Source organism: Pseudomonas sp. LB3P25 (genome assembly GCF_054897985.1).
Window position 1 is genome coordinate 363,468 of record NZ_CM142711.1, and the last position, 17,968, is coordinate 381,435.

General features: G+C 61.4%; 16 protein-coding genes. 14 read left to right on the plus strand and 2 right to left on the minus strand.

Annotated features, from left to right (window positions below; translation table 11 throughout):
* Positions 1–13 precede the first annotated feature (13 nt).
* The 12 genes from ACYZTW_RS01610 (at position 14) to ACYZTW_RS01665 (ending at position 14,097) form a co-directional block, all read left to right on the plus strand.
* On the plus strand, positions 14–910 hold the full coding sequence (locus tag ACYZTW_RS01610) for a TauD/TfdA dioxygenase family protein (protein WP_192409757.1): 897 nt from the start codon (positions 14–16) through the stop codon (positions 908–910).
* A gap of 18 nt (positions 911–928) precedes the next feature.
* The gene (locus ACYZTW_RS01615) at positions 929–1,954 is read left to right on the plus strand and encodes an ABC transporter substrate-binding protein (RefSeq protein WP_462003472.1); all 1,026 of its coding nucleotides are present in this window, start codon (positions 929–931) and stop codon (positions 1,952–1,954) included.
* Between the two features lie 5 nt (positions 1,955–1,959).
* Positions 1,960–2,820 (plus strand): ABC transporter ATP-binding protein, encoded by an 861-nt coding sequence (locus ACYZTW_RS01620; protein WP_462003473.1) that lies wholly within the window; start codon positions 1,960–1,962, stop codon positions 2,818–2,820.
* A 20-nt stretch (positions 2,821–2,840) separates the two neighbouring features.
* Entirely contained in the window at positions 2,841–3,707 is an 867-nt protein-coding gene (locus tag ACYZTW_RS01625; protein WP_415758432.1) for an ABC transporter permease, read from the plus strand.
* 200 nt (positions 3,708–3,907) lie between these two features.
* Positions 3,908–4,828, plus strand: coding sequence for a LysR family transcriptional regulator (locus ACYZTW_RS01630; RefSeq protein ID WP_462003474.1), 921 nt, complete (start codon positions 3,908–3,910; stop codon positions 4,826–4,828).
* Between the two features lie 217 nt (positions 4,829–5,045).
* Complete coding sequence (locus ACYZTW_RS01635; RefSeq protein WP_462003475.1) at positions 5,046–6,581, plus strand: MFS transporter; 1,536 nt, start codon at positions 5,046–5,048, stop codon at positions 6,579–6,581.
* A gap of 26 nt (positions 6,582–6,607) precedes the next feature.
* A complete protein-coding gene (locus ACYZTW_RS01640; RefSeq protein WP_462003476.1) occupies positions 6,608–7,672 on the plus strand; it encodes an HlyD family secretion protein in 1,065 nt (354 codons plus the stop codon).
* Positions 7,669–9,237: an efflux transporter outer membrane subunit gene (locus tag ACYZTW_RS01645; protein ID WP_462003477.1), complete on the plus strand. Its 1,569-nt coding sequence runs from the start codon at positions 7,669–7,671 to the stop codon at positions 9,235–9,237. Before ACYZTW_RS01640 ends, ACYZTW_RS01645 begins: the two co-directional genes overlap by 4 nt.
* Positions 9,238–9,401: 164 nt before the next feature.
* Positions 9,402–10,175, plus strand: a complete 774-nt coding sequence (locus ACYZTW_RS01650) for an efflux RND transporter periplasmic adaptor subunit (protein ID WP_462003478.1) — start codon at positions 9,402–9,404, stop codon at positions 10,173–10,175.
* Positions 10,172–11,491, plus strand: coding sequence for an efflux RND transporter periplasmic adaptor subunit (locus ACYZTW_RS01655; RefSeq protein WP_462003479.1), 1,320 nt, complete (start codon positions 10,172–10,174; stop codon positions 11,489–11,491). The genes ACYZTW_RS01650 and ACYZTW_RS01655 overlap by 4 nt, the downstream gene beginning before the upstream one ends.
* Entirely contained in the window at positions 11,492–13,588 is a 2,097-nt protein-coding gene (locus ACYZTW_RS01660; protein WP_462003480.1) for a site-2 protease family protein, read from the plus strand.
* 11 nt (positions 13,589–13,599) lie between these two features.
* Positions 13,600–14,097 carry a GNAT family N-acetyltransferase gene (locus ACYZTW_RS01665; RefSeq protein WP_462003481.1) on the plus strand — a complete coding sequence of 166 codons (498 nt, stop codon included), beginning with the start codon at positions 13,600–13,602 and terminating at the stop codon, positions 14,095–14,097.
* 124 nt (positions 14,098–14,221) lie between these two features.
* On the opposite strand, the gene ACYZTW_RS01670 is transcribed toward ACYZTW_RS01665, so the two are convergent.
* A complete protein-coding gene (locus tag ACYZTW_RS01670; RefSeq protein WP_462003482.1) occupies positions 14,222–14,533 on the minus strand; it encodes a DUF6916 family protein in 312 nt (103 codons plus the stop codon).
* Positions 14,534–14,587: 54 nt separating this feature from the next.
* A complete protein-coding gene (locus tag ACYZTW_RS01675) occupies positions 14,588–15,175 on the minus strand; it encodes a phage tail protein (protein WP_462003483.1) in 588 nt (195 codons plus the stop codon).
* 249 nt (positions 15,176–15,424) lie between these two features.
* Between ACYZTW_RS01675 and ACYZTW_RS01680 the strand changes: the two genes are divergently transcribed.
* Positions 15,425–16,996, plus strand: a complete 1,572-nt coding sequence (locus ACYZTW_RS01680) for a glycosyltransferase family 39 protein (protein WP_462003484.1) — start codon at positions 15,425–15,427, stop codon at positions 16,994–16,996.
* A 117-nt stretch (positions 16,997–17,113) separates the two neighbouring features.
* Entirely contained in the window at positions 17,114–17,959 is an 846-nt protein-coding gene (locus tag ACYZTW_RS01685) for a sulfotransferase family protein (protein ID WP_462005684.1), read from the plus strand.
* Positions 17,960–17,968: the final 9 nt, after the last annotated feature.

Below are 17,968 nucleotides of genomic sequence, written 5' to 3' on the forward strand. Positions count from 1 at the left end.
GTGGGAGTGATTTATGTCTGCAGCAACGGCTTCCCCAAGCGCCGCGAACATCGCGCCGCAAACCTTCGACATCCGCCCGTTCAGTGGCGCCGTCGGTGCCGAAATCATCGGCCTCGACCTGTCCCGCCCGATCAATGATCAGGACTTCGCCCGCATTCACCGCGCGCACCTGGATCATCACGTCGTGGTGTTCCGCGACCAGCGCATTACCCCCGAGCAGCACATCGCCTTCAGCCGTCGTTTCGGCGTGTTGCAGATCCATGTGCTCAAGCAATTCCTGCTGGCCGGGCATCCGGAAATTCTCATCGTTTCCAACATCATCGAAAACGGCCAGTCCATCGGTCTTGGCGACGCCGGCAAGTTCTGGCATTCCGACCTTTCCTATAAAGAACTGCCAAGCCTGGGCTCGATGCTGCACGCCCAAGAGCTGCCGTCCGAGGGCGGCGACACCCTGTTCGCCGACATGCACAAAGCCTGGGACAACCTGCCCGAAGCGCTGCGCAAAGCCGTCGAAGGCCGCTCAGCCGCGCACTCTTACACCGCGCGCTATAGCGAGACCAAATTCGAAGGCAACTGGCGCCCGACGCTGACCCCGGAGCAACTGGCTCAGGTCGCTGAAGTGGTCCACCCGATTGTTCGTACCCACCCGGAAAACGGTCGCAAAGCGTTGTTCGTCAGTGAGGGTTTCACCACCCGGATCGTTGGTTTGCCGGAAGACGAGAGCAAGCAACTGCTCGATGAACTCTACGCCCACAGCGTGTTGCCGCAAAATATCTACCGCCATCAATGGCAGGCCCACGACCTGGTGTTCTGGGACAACCGTTCGCTGATTCATCTCGCTGCCGGATGCCCAAGCTACCTGCGCCGCAAGTTGTATCGCACCACCATCCAGGGCGACGCGCCTTTCTGATTTGTCGGAGAAACTCTCATGTCCAAACGTCTTCCATTTGCACCGTTGGCCGCGGCCATCGGTCTGGGTTTCAGCCTGATCGCCGGCAGCCTGGTGGCGCCGAGCGTGGCCCACGCGGAAGGTGAAATCCGCATCGCCGAGCAGTTCGGCATCGTTTACCTGTTGCTCAATGTGGTACGCGATCAAAACCTGATCGAGAAGTACGGCAAGCAGGAAGGCATCGACATCAAGGTCGACTGGACCCAGCTCTCCGGTGGTGCGGCGGTCAACGATGCGTTGCTCGCAGGTTCCATTGATATTGCCGGTGCGGGCGTCGGTCCGCTGCTGACCATCTGGGACCGCACCCACGGCAAGCAAAACGTCAAAGCCGTCGCCTCCCTCGGCAACTTCCCGTACTACCTGGTGAGCAACAATCCCAAGGTCAAAACCATCGCTGACTTCACCGAGAAGGACCGCATTGCGGTGCCGGCGGTCGGTGTGTCGGTGCAGTCGCGCATCCTGCAATACGCGGCCGCCAAGCAGTGGGGTGACAAGGAATTCAATCGCCTCGACAAGTACACCATCGCCGTTCCGCACCCCGACGCCACGGCGGCGCTGATTGCTGGCGGCACCGAGTTGACCGGACACTTTTCCAACCCACCGTTCCAGGATCAGGAGCTGGCCAACCCTAACGTCCACGTTGTGCTCAATTCCAATGACGTGCTCGGCCCGAACTCGCCGACGGTGCTGTTCGCCACCGAAAAATTCCGCGACGAGAACCCGAAAACCTATAAGGCATTCGTCCAGGCGCTGACTGAGGCGGCCGAGTTTGCCCAGAACGATAAAGGCGCGGCGGCTGACACGTACATCCGCGTCACCAAGGCCAAAATCGACCGTGCTGCGCTGCTGAAAATCATCGATAACCCGCAGTTCGAATTCAGCGTCACGCCGAAAAATACTTACCCGCTGGCCGAATTCCTCTACCGCGTCGGCGCGATCAAAAACAAACCGGACTCGTGGAAGGACTACTTCTTCCAGGACGCCAAACCGCTGCAAGGGAGCTGATCGAGATGAACGCCCCTTTGCAAGGCCACACGGTCAGCAAACCGATCGCGGCAGCCCAAGCGCTGCTGTCGGTCGACAACGTCAGCCTCGAATACCGCACGCCTCAGCGGGTGGTTCGTGCGACCCATCAGATCAGTTTTGAAATCGATCCGGCAGACCGCTTTGTGCTGCTCGGTCCGTCCGGTTGCGGCAAATCAACGTTGCTCAAGGCGGTCGCCGGGTTCATTCAGCCCTGTGAAGGCGAGATTCGTCTTCAGGGGCAAACCGTTCATGCCCCGGGGCCGGACCGGATCGTGGTGTTCCAGGAATTCGATCAACTGCCGCCGTGGAAAACCGTCAAACAGAACGTGATGTTTCCGCTGCTTGCTTCGAAAACCCTCAAGCGCAAAGAGGCCGAGGAGCGGGCGCTGCACTACCTGGACAAGGTCGGTCTGGCGGCGTTTGCCGACGCCTACCCGCATACCTTGTCCGGCGGCATGAAAGCGCGCGTGGCGATTGCTCGTGCGTTGGCCATGCAGCCGAAAATCCTCTTGATGGACGAACCCTTCGCCGCCCTCGATGCACTGACCCGCCGCAAGATGCAGGAAGAATTGCTGCTGCTCTGGGAAGAAGTGCGCTTCACGCTGCTGTTCGTCACTCACTCCATTGAAGAAGCGTTGGTGGTGGGCAATCGAATTCTGCTGCTGTCGCCGCATCCGGGGCGGGTGCGAGCCGAAGTCCACAGTCATCAATACGGTTTGCACAGCCTCGGTGGCGTGGCCTTTCAGGAGTCGGCGCGGCGCATTCATCGGTTGTTGTTCGATGAGGGTCAGTCCCCGGAAACCGAGCGTGAGCTGGACTTCTCCGACATCCGCATCGCTTATTGAGCCATTGAGAGGAGTGCCCGATGAGCCTTTTATCATCCCCGCGTGAAGAGTTTGAAACGGTGTTGCAGCCGCTGACGAGTGTGCCGCTGGAGCGTGAACTACCGCTGGGTCAACGCCTGTGGCAACAAGGCTGGTTACGCAAAAGCCTGATCCTGATTTTGCTCGCGGTCCTGTGGGAGGTGGTTGCTCGTGTTCAGGACAACGACCTGCTGCTGCCGAGTTTTCTGCAAACCGGGAGCGCGCTGTACGACGGTTTGCTCAGTGGCGAGTTGCTGGGCAAGGTGTGGATTTCGCTGGTGGTGCTGCTCAAGGGTTACCTGATCGGCATCGTGCTGGCGTTTGCCCTGACCACCCTGGCGGTGTCAACGCAGTTCGGTCGTGATCTGCTGAGTACGCTGACCTCGATGTTCAACCCGCTGCCGGCGATTGCGCTGTTGCCGTTGGCGCTGCTGTGGTTTGGTCTTGGGCAGAACAGTCTGATTTTCGTGTTGGTGCATTCGGTGCTATGGGCGCTGGCCTTGAACACCTATGCCGGGTTTCTCGGTGTCTCGGAAACCCTGCGCATGGCCGGGCGCAATTACGGCCTAAAAGGCATGCGTTTCGTGCTGTTCATTCTGATTCCGGCAGCGCTGCCGTCGATTCTCGCCGGGCTGAAAATCGGCTGGGCCTTTGCCTGGCGCACACTGATCGCCGCTGAATTGGTGTTCGGCGCCACCAGTGGCAAGGGCGGCCTGGGCTGGTACATCTTCCAGAACCGTAATGAGCTGTACACCGACAAGGTGTTTGCCGGGTTGGCGGTCGTGATCCTGATCGGCTTGCTGGTGGAAAACCTGGTGTTCAGCACGTTGGAGCGGGTCACGGTGAAGCGTTGGGGGATGCAGCGGTAAGATTTGCGGTGTTTGATCTGGCCCCTTCGCGAGCAGGCTCGCTCCCACAGTGGATCTTGAGCGGATGCGGATTTTGTTTTCGACACAAAACCTGTGGGAGCGAGCCTGCTCGCGAAGGGGCCAGACCAGTCAACACCCAACCAAGGGGTGTTTGCTAGCATTGCGTCTGAATCAATCCAGATCAGACACGAGTGCTCAGCATGCAACTCCCGGACATGAACTTGTTGGTCGCCCTCGATGCGTTGCTCGACGAGGGCAGTGTGGTGGGCGCCGCGCGGCGGATGAACCTCAGCCCGGCGGCGATGAGCCGGACGTTGACGCGCATTCGCGAGGCCATCGGCGATCCGATCCTGGTGCGCGCCGGTCGGGGCCTGGTGCCGACGCCCAAGGCGCTGGCGTTGCGCGAGCAGGTGCGTGACGTGGTGGAACAGGCGGCGCTGTTGTTTCGTTCGGCTGATGCGGTGGAGCTGGGCACGTTGCGCCGGCGGTTCAGTATCCGGGCCAATGACTTTTTCGTCGGCGTTTACGGCGGAAAACTGTTCGACACCCTGGATCGTCAGGCGCCGCACTGCGAACTGCGTTTTGTGCCGGAAGGCGATGGCGATGATGAGGCGCTGCGCGAAGGGCGGATCGACCTGAGCATCAGCAATACCCGGCCGCTGACCCCGGAAGTGAAGATTCAGAACCTGTTCTCTACCCACTTTGTGGGCCTGGTTCGCCAAGACCATCCGCTGTTCGACGAAGAGATCACGGCCGAACGTTTCGCCGGGTTTTCCCATATCAGCATGTCCCGTCGCGGCATCGCCCGTGGCCCGATCGATACTGCGCTCAACGCCTTGGGGCTGGAGCGGCGGGTGGCGGTGATTGCGCCGAGTTTCCATGCGGCGATGTTTGCTTTGCCTGATTCCGATTTGATTCTGCCGGTGCCCAAGGAGGCATTGCTGAGCGTCCAGCGCCTGGGCCTGAAGCTGCGTTCCTTCACGCTGCCGATTCCGCTGCCGACCCTTATGCTGACCCAGTCTTGGCATCCACGTTTCGACAAGGATCCGGCCCATCGCTGGCTGCGCGAAACCCTCAAGGCCTGTTGCGACGAAACGTGGCTGGCCGCGCAACCCACCTGAAGCCAACACAGACCCTTGTGGGAGCGAGCCTGCTCGCGAAAGGGCCATAACATCCAACATCAATGTTGACTGTTCCAACGCTTTCGCGAGCAGGCTCGCTCCCACAGGGTTCTGTATTGCTGCGTCCAGCGCACTTATAACCTGCTGATAAGTCAATTTTCGTAAGGTCCCGCGCTTCTTAAAATGCTTCGGTATTCAAACCCCGGAGCTTGCAGTCATGACTTCCCTCACGGTCACGGCCCCTCTCGCCGCGGCCAGTCCGGCCGCCGTCACGCCACCGGTCTTTGGTCCGCGGATTATCATCGGCCTGGTGGGCGTGTTGTTGGCGGTGCTGGTGTCGGGCCTGAACGAGATGGTGACCAAGGTTGCCCTCGCCGACATCCGCGGCGCGTTGGCCATCGGCTACGACGAAGGCACCTGGCTGGTCGCCAGTTACACCGCGACCTCGGTAGCGGCCATGGCTTTCGCGCCGTGGTGCGCGGTGACGTTCTCGTTGCGACGGTTCACCCTCTGCGCTATCAGCGCATTCACTCTGTTGGGCGTGTTGTGCCCGTTCGCTCCAAACTACGAAAGCCTGCTGGTCATGCGTACCTTGCAAGGCTTGGCGGGCGGCGCGTTGCCGCCGATGCTGATGACTGTCGCACTGCGTTTTTTGCCGGCCAACGTGAAGCTTTATGGTCTGGCCGGTTATGCCCTGACCGCGACGTTCGGCCCGGGGCTCGGCACTCCGCTGGCCGGGTTGTGGACCGAACACGTCGGATGGCAGTGGACCTTCTGGCAAATCATCGCACCGTGCCTGATCGCCATGGTCGCGGTGGCCTATGGCTTGCCGCAGGATCCGCTGCGCCTGGAACGCTTGAAGCGGTTCAACTGGCGCGGTTTGCTGCTGGGTTTTCCGGCGATCTGCATGCTGGTGATCGGCATTTTGCAAGGCAATCGGCTGGACTGGTTCGAGTCGAGCCTGATCTGCGGATTGCTCGGCGGCGGGTTGCTGCTGTTGGTGCTGTTCCTGATCAACGAATGGTCGCAACCGATGCCGTTTTTCAAGCTGCAGATGCTCGGCATCCGCAACCTGTCGTTCGCCTTGCTGACCTTGGCCGGGGTGCTGGTGGTGTTGTTGGCGGTGATCATTATTCCGTCCAGCTACCTGGCGCAGGTACAGGGTTATCGCCCGGTTCAGACCGCGCCGATCATGCTGCTGGCGGCGTTACCGCAGTTGATCGCGCTGCCGTTGGTGGCGGCGCTGTGCAACTTGCGTTGGGTCGATTGCCGCTGGGTGCTGGGGATCGGCCTGAGCATGCTGACGCTGTCCTGCATCGGTGGGTCGCAGCTGACGTCGGTGTGGATTCGCGACGACTTCTACGTGCTGCAACTGCTGCAAATCTTCGGTCAGCCGATGGCGGTGTTGCCGCTGTTGATGCTCTCGACCGGCAGCATCAGCCCGATGGAAGGGCCCTTCGCTTCGGCCTGGTTCAACACCGTAAAGGGCCTGGCGGCGGTGATCGCCACCGGCGTACTGGAGGTGTTGACCACCTCAAGGCTGCATTTCCACTCGATGATGCTGGTGGACAACCTCGGCAACTCACCCCTGGTCGATAGCGACAGCGCGAGCCTTGCCCACCGGCTGCATGAGCAGGCCGTGGTGCTGACGGCATCGGATCTTTATCTGTGCATGGCCGGCGTCGCACTGGCGCTGATCCTGCTGATTTTCTGGCTGCCGACGCGGATCTATCCGCCGCGCGCGCCGACTTGAATGCTCCACTGAAACAGAAGGTTTTTATGACGACTCAATCAAAGCAAAAAGTGGCCGTTGGCGTCGCCGCGGTGGTGGCGCTCGGGGTGCTGGTTTATCTGCTAGCGCCCGGCCTGCTCGGCAAGCGCACACAACAGAACACCAATGACGCCTTTGTCTCGGCAGATTTCACGCTGGTGGTGCCGCGCGTGGCCGGTTTCATCAAGGAAGTGCTGGTGGAGGACAACCAGCAGGTCAAGGCCGGGCAGTTGCTGGCGTTGATCGATGACCGGGATTTGCGCGCCGCCGCTCAAGCCGCTGACGCCGAAACGCTGGTGGCCAGGGCGCAACTGCAAAATGCCCGTGCGACCCTTGAACGTCAGGCTTCGGTGATCGCTCAGGCCCAGGCCACAGTCGTGTCGGCCAAGGCTGAAATGGCCTTCGCCGAGCATGAACTGAATCGCTACAACCACCTCGCCGGGGTGGGCGCCGGCACGGTGCAGAACGCTCAACAGGCGCGGACCCGCATCGATCAGGCCACCGCGCGGCTGGCTAACGTGACGGCGGTGCTGGCGGCGGAGCGCAAGCAGGTGGAAATCCTCACCGCTCAGCGTGACGCGGCGGAAGGAGGGCTGAAACGGGCGCAAGCCGCGCTGGAAATGGCCAGCTACGAGCTGTCCTACACGCGCATCGTTGCACCTCAGGACGGTATGGTCGGCGAGCGCGCCGTTCGGGTCGGCGCCTATGTCACGCCGGGAAGCAAGATCCTCGCGGTGGTGCCGCTTGCGCAGGCCTATGTGGTCGCTAATTTTCAGGAGACCCAACTGACCGACGTGCAACCGGGGCAGGACGTGCAAGTGCGTGTCGACAGCCTCGGCGGCGAGGCCCTGAGCGGTCGCGTCGAGAGCATCGCACCGGCCACGGGTGTGACGTTCGCCTCGGTCAAACCGGACAACGCCACCGGTAACTTCACCAAGGTGGTGCAGCGGATTCCGGTGAAAATCGTGCTTGAGCCGGGTCAGCCATTGGCCGAACGGTTGCGCGTGGGGATGTCGGTTGAGGCGAGTATTGATACTGCCAGCAGCGCCTCGCGTGAGGTGACTCAGCGATGAACTTCGGTCACCACCCATCCCTGTGGCGAGGGAGCTTGCTCCCGCTGGGCCGCGAAGCGGACCCAAAAACTGCGAGCGCTGCGCACTCGAGCGGGAGCAAGCTCCCTCGCCACAAGAGCCGCATTCAGTCTGCAGTTATTGCGCTGGGATTATTTTCACTGAGCGCTTGCACCGTTGGCCCGGATTTTCAGAAACCACAGGCACCGCCAATCGCCGAGTGGTCGAAACCGTCAAAGTCCGCCGCCAGCCAGGCCATCGCCGAAACCATGGACGAACGCTGGTGGGAGGTGTTCCACGACCCGAAACTCTCGGCCCTGACTCAACGCGCCTTGACCGACAACCTCGACCTGAAACTCGCCAGCAGCCGCTTGCAGCAAAGTCGCGCGGCGCGTCAGGTGATCACCGCCGACCGTTACCCCCATACCGCCGCCACTGGCAGCTACGGGCGTAAACGCAACAGCGGCGAAGGCCTGAACGATCCGTCGGGACACAACGGCGATTCGGCGTACAACCTGTGGGACGCAGGCTTCTCCGCGTCCTGGGAACTGGATTTCTGGGGTCGTGTGCGCCGCGAAACCGAAGCCGCCGACGCCACCCTGGAAGTCGCGGAAAACGATCGACGCGGCGTGCTGCTGTCAGTCCTTGCCGAAACCGCTCAGGACTACATTCAGCTGCGCGGTGTGCAAAGTACGCGCGCCGTCACCGAGCAGAACCTCGACGTCGCCCGCCACAGCCTGAAACTCTCGCAGCTGCGCCTGGCCGACGGTGTCGCCACCGACCTGGATGTCGCCGAAGCCGCCGCTCAGGTAGCCGCCATCGAATCGCGCCTGCCAGCGCTGGAACAGCGCCAGTCGCAACTGATCAACGCCTTAAGCCTGCTGATGGGCGAGCCGCCGCAAGCGCTGTCTGCCGAGTTATCCACAGACGCCCCGGTGCCGCAAACCCCGCGTCAGGTTGCTATCGGTCTGCCGTCGCAACTGGCCGAACGCCGCCCGGACATCCGCCAGGCCGAAGCCCGCTTGCACGCCGCGACCGCGAGCATCGGCGTGGCCAAGGGCGATTTCTATCCGCGGATCACCCTGTCGGGAAACATCGGATCGCAAGCCATGCAGCTCAGCGATTTCGGCTCCTGGGGCTCGCGTTCGTTCGGTATCGGCCCGCAATTCAGCCTGCCGCTATTTGACGGCGGTCGCCTGCGCGGCGTGCTGCACTTGCGCGAAGCCCAACAACAGGAAGCCGCCATCGCCTACCAGCAAACCGTGCTGCGTGCCTGGCATGAAATCGACGATCAACTGACCGCCTACAACGCCAGCCAACTCCGACGTGACAGCCTTGCCGAAGCCGTCCGCCAGAACCAGATCGCCCTGCGCACCGCGCAACGGCAATACGTGGAAGGGGTGGTGGATTTCGTCAACGTGCTGACGGTGCAAGGTGCGCTGTTGGCGACTCAGGAGCAGTTCGTGGAGAGTTCGACCGGGGTGTCGCTGGCGATGGTCGGGTTGTACAAGGCGTTGGGTGGGGGATGGGAGTCGGTGTATCCGTTGGCAGAGACGGCGAAGCGCTAATTCGCGGGTCTAAATCGAAAAAACCGGCCGAAGCCGGTTTTCTCACCCTAACTGCCAGTTTGTAAGGAAGCGAATACTCACGCTCCTCTAAACAATGACGGCCCTCCGCTTGACGCCCACCCACGCTGTCATAGACTCCGCTCATCCGTCAGGGAGATACGGTTATGCGACGTGCTCGTGTGTGGGTTATTGGATTGACCTTTGTAACGTGCGTTGTACAGGCGCAAACGCCTGCGCCAGATGATCCGCTGCTGGACAGCAGCGGCAGTGCAAATGCCAGCAGTGAGGCCCGAGGCGTGTTGCGTGCCCGGGATCAGGCGGTGCTGGCCAGTGAGTTGTCCGGGCGTATTGTCGAGTTGCCGTTCAGTGAGGGCGAGTCGTTCAAGAAGGGCGACACCCTGGCGCGTTTCGACTGTTCGGCTTATCAGGCCCAGCTCAATGCGGCCCAGGCTGCCAACCGTGGTGCCGGAGAAGAGCTGTCACACAACAAGCAACTGGCGGCGTTGAATTCGGTCGGGCGTTTTGAAGTGGCGCGGGCCGAGGCCAAGGTCAGCGAGACTCAGGCGCAGTCCCAGGTTTATCAGGTTCAGGTCAAGCGCTGCAGCGTGCTGGCGCCGTTCGATGGCCAGGTCGTCGAGCGCAAGGTCAAGCGTTATGAAAGCGTCGCTGCCGGCACGCCGCTACTGGACGTGGTCGACAACCGCACGCTGGAAATTCATCTGCTGGTACCGTCACGCTGGATGGCCCGGCTCAAGCCCGGCCAGACCTTCAGTTTTGTTCCCGATGAAACCGGTCAGCCACTGGATGCCACGGTCAAACGCCTCGGCGCGCGGATTGACGAAGGCAGTCAGACCCTACTGCTGGTGGCGACGCTTCCCAACGCCAACGGTTTGCTGGCCGGCATGAGTGGCACGGCACGTTTCGCGGAGTTCAAGTGAACGCTCCGGTCACGGGTGGCGCCGAACAGGTCTTTGCAAGGTTTCTGGATCTCGAACGCCTGACTCGCGCCGCTCGCACGCCTGCGCAACTGGCCTACAGCCTGGTCAATGACGGTCAGGCGCTGTTCGGCTTTCGCCACGCGGCGCTGTTGATTGCCGGCAAGGTGCAGGCCGTGACGGGGGTCAGTGCGGTGGAGCCGAATGCGCCGTTCGTGGCGTTTGTCGAGCAGGCAGTGGCGCAGTTGTTCAAGCTCGAGGTGCTGAAACAGGCGCGGGTGATCCCGGCGAATGTTCTCAACAAATCGATTCAGGCGGACTGGCAAAGTCTTTCAGCGGCGCAGGTGTTCTGGCTGCCACTGATCGATCACCAAGGTGAGGTGTTTGGCGGTCTGTGGCTGGCGCGGGATCTGCCGTGGAATCCTTCCGAGCAAGTATTGCTGTCGCAATTGGGTGACACCTACAGCCATGCCTGGCTGGCGCTGCAACCGCGCAAACCGTGGCGGCTGCGCTGGACGAGAAAGCGTCAGGTGGCGCTGGTCGCGGTGTTGTTGCTCGGGTTGTTCATTCCGGTGCGCCAATCGGTGCTGGCACCGGCCGAAGTTGTTCCGCTGGGCGGCCGAGTTGTTGCGGCGCCGCTGGACGGGGTGATTGCCGAGTTCCTGGTCAAACCCAATCAGACGGTAAAAGCCGGCGACCTGTTGTTGCGCTTTGAAAGCACCACGCTCAAGGCCCAGGCCGACGTGGCCGAGCGCGCCTTGGGTGTTGCTGAAGCTGAACTAAAGGCCAACTCCCAACGCTCGTTCGCCGATGCTGAATCGAGCTCGAAAATCGATCTGCTGGCCGCCCGAGTCGAGCAAAAACGTGCTGAACGGGATTACGCCCGCGAACTGCTCAAGCGCAGCGAAGTACGCGCCGAGCGGGGCGGTATTGCGGTGTTCGCCGACGCGGAACGCTGGACCGGTAAACCGGTGCAGACCGGCGAGCGGCTGATGGAAATCGCCGACCCGACCCAGGCTGAGTTGCGCATCGAACTGGCGGTGGGCGATGCGATTGCGCTGGAGCCGGGCGCGCAGGTCGCGCTGTTTCTCGACAGCGATCCATTGCAACGGCATCTGGCCCGGCTCGAACGCGCGGCTTACGAAGCACAACCCACGGCCGGCGGACAGCTGGCGTATCGGCTCGACGCCAGTTTCCAGCAAGCGCCACCGCGTATCGGGTTGCGAGGGACGGCGAAAGTCTTCGGTGATCGTGCACCGCTGGCGCTGTACCTGTTACGTAAACCCCTGGCCGGTTTGCGCCAGAGCGTGGGGCTTTAGATGAACCTGCCGAACCTGCGGGCAGATTTGCAACTGACGCCTGCATCACCGGCGCTCGATGGTTCGCCGCGCTGGACCCTGGCCGATCCAGTGCGCGGTCGCTATTTCAAACTCGGCGTGGCGGCGATGCGTCTGCTGCGCCATTGGTCCCTGAGTGACCCCGAGCAAGTGCTGAGTGCAGCCAACCGCGAACCAGGTTTGCCGCTGGATGGCGCGGAGCTTGAGCAATTGCTGGGCTTTTTGCGCAGCCACGATCTGATCACCGCCCTTGATCCGCAACAGCGCGCCAGTTACAGCCTCAAAGCGGCCGCTCAACGGCAGTCGCTGTGGCAGATCTTGCTGCACCAATACCTGTTTTTCCGCATTCCGCTGTGGCGTCCGGACGCTTTTCTCAATCGCGCCTGGCCATGGCTGGAGCGCTTGGGCCCGCGAGCATTACGCTACGGATTGCCGGTAACCCTGGGGCTCGGCGTGTTTCTGGTGTCCCGGGACTGGCAGCGCTTTATCGCGACCTTCCCGCATTTGTTCAGCCTCGGTGGCGCGCTGGCGTTCGGGGTGGCGCTGTTCTTCGCCAAGCTTTGTCACGAGTTCGGTCACGCCTTCATGGCCAAGCGCGCCGGTTGTCGGGTGCAGAGCATGGGCGTGGCGTTCATGGTGTTGCTGCCGATGTTTTACACCGATGTCAGCGACGCCTGGCGCGTCAATGATCGCCGCGCGCGGCTGCTGATTGGTGCTGGCGGCGTACTGGCGGAATTGCTTTTGGCCTGCCTCGCACTGCTCGCCTGGTCGTTGCTGCCAGACGGTCCGGGACGCACGGCGGCCTTCATGCTGGCCAGCGCCACCTGGATGACCACACTGGTGATCAACCTTAATCCGTTCATGCGTTTCGATGGCTATTTTTTGCTCAGCGATTTTTGGCAAGTCGACAACCTTCAGGCGCGTGCGTTTGCCCTGTGTCGCTGGCAATTGCGCGAGTTTTTATTCGGTTACGGTGCGGCGGCGCCGGAGCCATGGTCGCCGAAAATGCAGCGGCGTTTGCTGATCTGGGGTTATGGCTCGTGGCTGTGGCGCGCGGCGTTGTTTTTCGGGATTGCGCTGGCGGTCTACCACCTGTTCTTCAAGGTGCTGGGGATTTTCCTGATGCTGGTGGAGCTGGTGTGGTTCATCTTCCTGCCGATCATGAGTGAGTGGCGCCAATGGTGGACTCGCCGCGAACAGGCTCATGCGCCTCGGGTGCTACTCAGTGGCCTGGCCTTGCTTGGGCTGTTGCTGATGCTGGTTGTGCCGTGGCGCAGCGCGGTGGAGTTGCCGACGATGCTGGAGGCTGGCCGCGTCAGTGCCTTGCACGCACCCGTCGCGGCGCGGGTCAAAACGGTGAATGTTCACGATGGTGAAGCGGTTGCCCACGGCCAGGTGTTGATCGAACTGGAATCCCCGGACCTGGATTCGCGTCAGGCCATCGTCCGCCGCGAAATCCAGATCCAGCAGTTGCAGATGCGTCGCCAGGCCAGTCGCAGTGAAACCGCCGCCGACGCCGGTATCGTCGAACAGCGTCTGGCCGAAGCGGTCGCCGAATACCGAGGCCTGGCCGCCCAGCGTGAGCGCCTGCTGCTGCGGGCGCCCCACGCCGGCAAGGTGCGCGATCTGTTGCCGCAGTTGGCGGTCGGTCGCTGGTTGTCGACCAAAGATCCCCTGGCGCGGGTGGTCGAAGACGGCGCACGGTTGCGCGGCTATCTGGCCGAGGTCGAGCTCTGGCGTGTCGCCACGGGCGCCAGCGGACGCTTCATCGCCGACGATCCGATGCACCCGGCGATCGCCGTGCAACTGAGCGAAATCGACACCAACGGTGCAGCCTTTGTCGATCAGGAAGCATTGACCTCCGATCACCATGGGCCGATTGCCGTGCGCCGGGATCAGCATCAAAGAGCGGAGCCGGTACAGGCTCAATATGGGGCGCGGTTGAGCGTCCTCGAAGAGGTACCGACCCCGGTGCAACCCTTGCGCGGCATTGTGGTGTTGCAGGGGCGAGGCGAGTCGTTGCTGGGTGTCGCCTGGCGGCGTCTGGCGGCGCTGGGCGTCAGGGAAAGCGGTTTTTAAGGAGCGTAGCGATGGCGAATACCGATTCAGTGGCCGCTGATGGCTTGGTGGTTCGGCCTTCACGGGCCAGCGATGGGGCTTTTCTGCACAGTCTTTATCAGGCAGCGCGGCCGGATCTGCAGTGGATTGACGGTGAGCAAGAAGTGGTTGAGCAGGTGATGGCCCAGCAATTTCAGGTACAGGAACAAGGGCTGGGTGAGCACTTCCCCAACGCTATGCATTACGTGATCGAGAAGCTCGACACGGCCATCGGAGCGCTGACCACCGATTTTGGCCCTAATGAAATTCGTGTGTTGTACCTGGCGTTCATTCCCCAGGCTCGCGGCCAGGGCTATGGCCGCAAGGTGCTGCAAGGTGTACAGAAAGCCGCGCAACAGGTTCGTTGCCCGGTAGCGACGGTGGTTTGGGCTAACAATCCCCACGCGCGCCAGCATTACCTGGCGCTGGGGTTTCAGGTCGAAGAGCGCAACCCGGCGGCGGAGCGGTTGGTGTGGTATCCAATAGTTTGAAAACACCACCGTCCCCTGTGGGAGCGAGCCTGCTCGCGAAGACGGTGTATCAGTCGACATTCCTGTTGGATGTCATACCGCATTCGCGAGCAGGCTCGCTCCCACATTTTCAGATCATGCTTGTTCAATTAAATGCGATGTAAAAATACCCCACGCCCGGGTCACGTCCCATGGCCGGTACACGGGAGACAAAGATGTTTTCCACCTGACCCAGTTCCGGCAACGCCAGCGTACATAACCCATCGACAAACTCTGTGGGTCTCAGGCTGTTGAACTCGACGCTGAACGGCATGCGCTCGCTCTTGGGCATCCGCGAGCGGGGCGTTTCTTCAAGGCTGTCGATATGGATCGGCAATTCACTTCCATCCGGCAGCCGCAACGTCCCTGTCTTGCCCAGCAGCGCCTGAAAGTGTTGGCTTTGAACCTGTTGCAGCATGGCGTCACTCCAGTATTGAAAGTGGCCGGGGGATTTGAATCCCCCGGCTGCTCCTCAGTTGCGCGAAGGGAACAACCCGTTCAAGGCGATGCTGAAGTTGAGCACCAGGAACGGGTTCATCGTCTCCATCGGCAGGCCGTTACCCGCGGACGAGATTTCCCCCGTGACCGTGGTGGCCGCGCCTTTGAGTGGCACGGCTGAAGCGCCTTGCGCATCGGAGTAGATGCTCGCCGAACCCGGGCCGCCGCCCGAGGCACCGATGTACGAGTTGATCGCGGTCGGGTTGGTGACCGGGTTGCTCGCCGGGCTGGCCAGTTGCAGCGTGGTGGTGGCCGTGAGCCCGGACAAGGCGTGGGTGTGGTTGGGCAGGTTGGTGATGGTGGCGGTGACGTTCTCGGTCCCGGAGAATTCGCCGATGACGCGCGGGGTCCAGCCCAGGCCGTTGCCCTGTGCCATCGGCAGACGGCCTTGCAGGTTGGGTAGCATGAAATTGGTGGTGCCATTGCCTCCATAGTAGGTTCCCAGCAGTGAGAAAAGCGCCTGGTATTGCGAGATCCCCAGCGTCTGACCGTTGCACAGGGCCCAGCCATTGGGGGCAAAGTTAAAGGCGAAAGACTGAACAGTGCCCATGAATACTTCCATAGTTCCTCATCCCTCAGGTTAGTTGTCTGGCGCGAGACGCGGGTGGCCCGGGTATTCCGGGCAGACCGTTGTGATCAGCCGACTCCTTTCATCTCCGTGGCTAAATCACGCCATGCCAGAGCGTAGACCCGGATCCGCATGGCCGCCGAATGTCGTTGGTCGCAAAGCCAGCATCGACGACGGCGCTGCCGCTGTCCTACAGTGATTGCAGGTTTCAAGATTTTTCACCGGCAGTCCCGAGGGGAGGCAATGGAGGCGCACAGAGAAACGCCGCTTGACGGCACCCAAGGCCCCCACGCGGCACCCGGCGCCTGGGCGAGTGTTCAACGCTTGCTTCGATGGGTGCGCGAGCATTGGCTGCTGCCGATCCTGGCATTGGCCGCGCTGGTACGTTTTTATGACTTGACCGCGGCGGCGGTCTGGGGCGATGAAGGGTCCAGTCTGCTGCTGAGCCAGTATTCGCTGGCCGATATCTGGACGCATGCCGCCCATGATGTGCATCCGCCGCTGTATTTCATGCTGCTGCATGGCTGGATCGAATTGTTCGGCAATGGCATTTTTTCGATTCGAAGCCTGAGCGCGCTACCGGGGATTGCCACCGTGGCGCTTGGCGTCTGGCTGGTTGACTTGCTCGCCACTCGCCGCGCCGCGTTGTTGGCCGGCGTCCTGTTGGCGCTGCTGCCTACCGCCGTGCGTTACAGCCAGGAAGTGCGCATGTATTCGTTGCTGGGGCTGTGGCTGATCGGTGCCACGATTGCCCTGGTTTACTGGATCAAACACCCCGGGCGTAGGCGCTATCTGGTTATTTACGCACTGCTGATGAGCGCGGCGTTCTACACCCATTACTTCACGGCCCTGTGCGTGCTGTGTCACTGGCTGTATCTGGGGCTGATCCGCGTACAGCCTGGCTATCGCTTGCGGCATATCCAGCAGCCCGGCTGGTGGTGGGCGAACGTGGCGATTGTGTTGGTGTACTTGCCGTGGGTGCCCAACCTGATTGATCTGATGCAGCACATGGATCAGCTCAAAGCCAATGGCGATGTCGGGTGGGAGACACCGGTCACGTTCGCCTCGTTGCCTTCGATGATCTGGTCGTTCCTGATCCAGGACGATGGCGAGACCCTGGCCACACCGCTTTTCACCACGTTGCCTTTGGCGTCGCTGGCCTTGGTGTGGGTGGCGCTGGCGCGGGATCGCAGTGTCATTCGTGGCAGCGCGTTGCTGGTGATCTACACCGTTTTACCGTTGTTGCTGGTGTTTTCGGTGTCGTTCATCTCGCCAGTGTTCATCGAGCGTTACCTCACCGCGTATGCCCTCGGCCTGCCGATGATCGCCGCGCTGGCCATTGATCGTCTGTACGCCGTCTTCCGGGTGCTGGCCGTGACGGTGCTGGTGTTGTTTGTCGGCGTCGAACTGGTGGGCCTGAACAACAACGCCAAGGTCGATACCAACGATCAAATCAACGTCTTGGTGGACTACGTGAACCAGCGCTTCGTTGCCGGTGACCGGATCGTCACCAGCGACATGCTCTGGTACCTCAGTTACGTCTACTACAACCGCACCGACACCAAACCGCTGCTGTACACCCCGCCGTTGGCCAATGGCGCTTCGAGCCGGCCGAATGCCTATGGCTTCGGCACGCTGGTGACTCAGGATATTTACCTCGACAGCCTCGGTAATTTGCCCAAAGGCACCGGCCGGGTGTGGTTGATCGGCACCGTCGATGTGCCGAACGAATTCGTGCCGTTGCCCGCAGGCTGGCAGAACGTTGGCGTAACGCAGGCGGGAGGCGCCAACGCGCGCTTGTTCGTGTTGCATTGAGTCTGTAAAAAAAGGCGTTTTCCAGACGATTTAGCTTCGATTTGATATCAAAACACCACTACCCGTATGGCCATCCATGGTCTACGCTCCGTCGTACATAAAGGACTTATGACCAGGGTGAAGGGATTGCCACAGTTTCACTTTATTTCCGGCCTGCCGCGCTCAGGTTCGACCCTGCTTTCTGCGATTCTTTTGCAGAACCCGCGCTTTCATGCCGGCATGACCAGCCCCGTTGGCGCCCTGTTTTCCGGTGTTCTGGAGCAGTGCAGCGCCGGCAGCGAGTTCGGTGCGGTGATCGATACCGATCTGCGCCGTCGTTTACTTCGCGGTCTGTTCGATTCCTTCTACGCCGACAAGGCCGATAAACCGGTGGTGTTCGACACCAATCGGTTATGGAGTTCGCGCCTGCCGGCCATCAGCGACCTGTTCCCTCAAGCCAAGGTGATTGCCTGCGTGCGCAATGTCGCCTGGGTCATGGACAGCATCGAGCGTTTGTATCGCGCCAACCCCTTTGAAAACACCAAGCTGTTCGGCGACGCTGTCGAGCGCAATACGGTCTACAGCCGTTGCGAAACCCTGGCTCAGCGCAATCGTCTGGTGGGGTTTGCCTGGGCAGCGCTCAAGGAAGCCTATTACGGCGAACACGCCGACGCGTTGCTGATTGTCGATTACGACTTGCTGACCCAGGCGCCTGATCGGGTGATGCGGCTGGTCTACGACTTCATCGGCGAACCCTGGTTCGAGCATGACTTCAACAACCTCGCCTACGATGCGCCAGAGTTCGATCAAGCCCTCGGCGTCTCCGGTTTGCACAAAGTCAAACCCAAGGTCGAGCTGCAATCGCGGCGCACGATCCTGCCGCCGGACTTGTTCAAACAATACGCAGAATTGTCCTTTTGGCTCGATGGCTCAGCCAGCGCCGCCAATGTCATTCGTATGAAGGCCGACGCCGCGATCAGTTGATCGCGGCGT

Coding starts and splice junctions, on each gene's coding strand:
- ACYZTW_RS01665 (WP_462003481.1), top strand. CDS start 13,600: ATGGCGAATACCGATTCAGTGGCCGCTGATGGCTTGGTGGTTCGGCCT.
- ACYZTW_RS01615 (WP_462003472.1), top strand. CDS start 929: ATGTCCAAACGTCTTCCATTTGCACCGTTGGCCGCGGCCATCGGTCTG.
- ACYZTW_RS01680 (WP_462003484.1), top strand. CDS start 15,425: ATGGAGGCGCACAGAGAAACGCCGCTTGACGGCACCCAAGGCCCCCAC.
- ACYZTW_RS01645 (WP_462003477.1), top strand. CDS start 7,669: ATGAACTTCGGTCACCACCCATCCCTGTGGCGAGGGAGCTTGCTCCCG.
- ACYZTW_RS01630 (WP_462003474.1), top strand. CDS start 3,908: ATGCAACTCCCGGACATGAACTTGTTGGTCGCCCTCGATGCGTTGCTC.
- ACYZTW_RS01675 (WP_462003483.1), bottom strand. CDS start 15,175: ATGGAAGTATTCATGGGCACTGTTCAGTCTTTCGCCTTTAACTTTGCC.
- ACYZTW_RS01625 (WP_415758432.1), top strand. CDS start 2,841: ATGAGCCTTTTATCATCCCCGCGTGAAGAGTTTGAAACGGTGTTGCAG.
- ACYZTW_RS01635 (WP_462003475.1), top strand. CDS start 5,046: ATGACTTCCCTCACGGTCACGGCCCCTCTCGCCGCGGCCAGTCCGGCC.
- ACYZTW_RS01620 (WP_462003473.1), top strand. CDS start 1,960: ATGAACGCCCCTTTGCAAGGCCACACGGTCAGCAAACCGATCGCGGCA.
- ACYZTW_RS01670 (WP_462003482.1), bottom strand. CDS start 14,533: ATGCTGCAACAGGTTCAAAGCCAACACTTTCAGGCGCTGCTGGGCAAG.
- ACYZTW_RS01640 (WP_462003476.1), top strand. CDS start 6,608: ATGACGACTCAATCAAAGCAAAAAGTGGCCGTTGGCGTCGCCGCGGTG.
- ACYZTW_RS01660 (WP_462003480.1), top strand. CDS start 11,492: ATGAACCTGCCGAACCTGCGGGCAGATTTGCAACTGACGCCTGCATCA.
- ACYZTW_RS01610 (WP_192409757.1), top strand. CDS start 14: ATGTCTGCAGCAACGGCTTCCCCAAGCGCCGCGAACATCGCGCCGCAA.
- ACYZTW_RS01650 (WP_462003478.1), top strand. CDS start 9,402: ATGCGACGTGCTCGTGTGTGGGTTATTGGATTGACCTTTGTAACGTGC.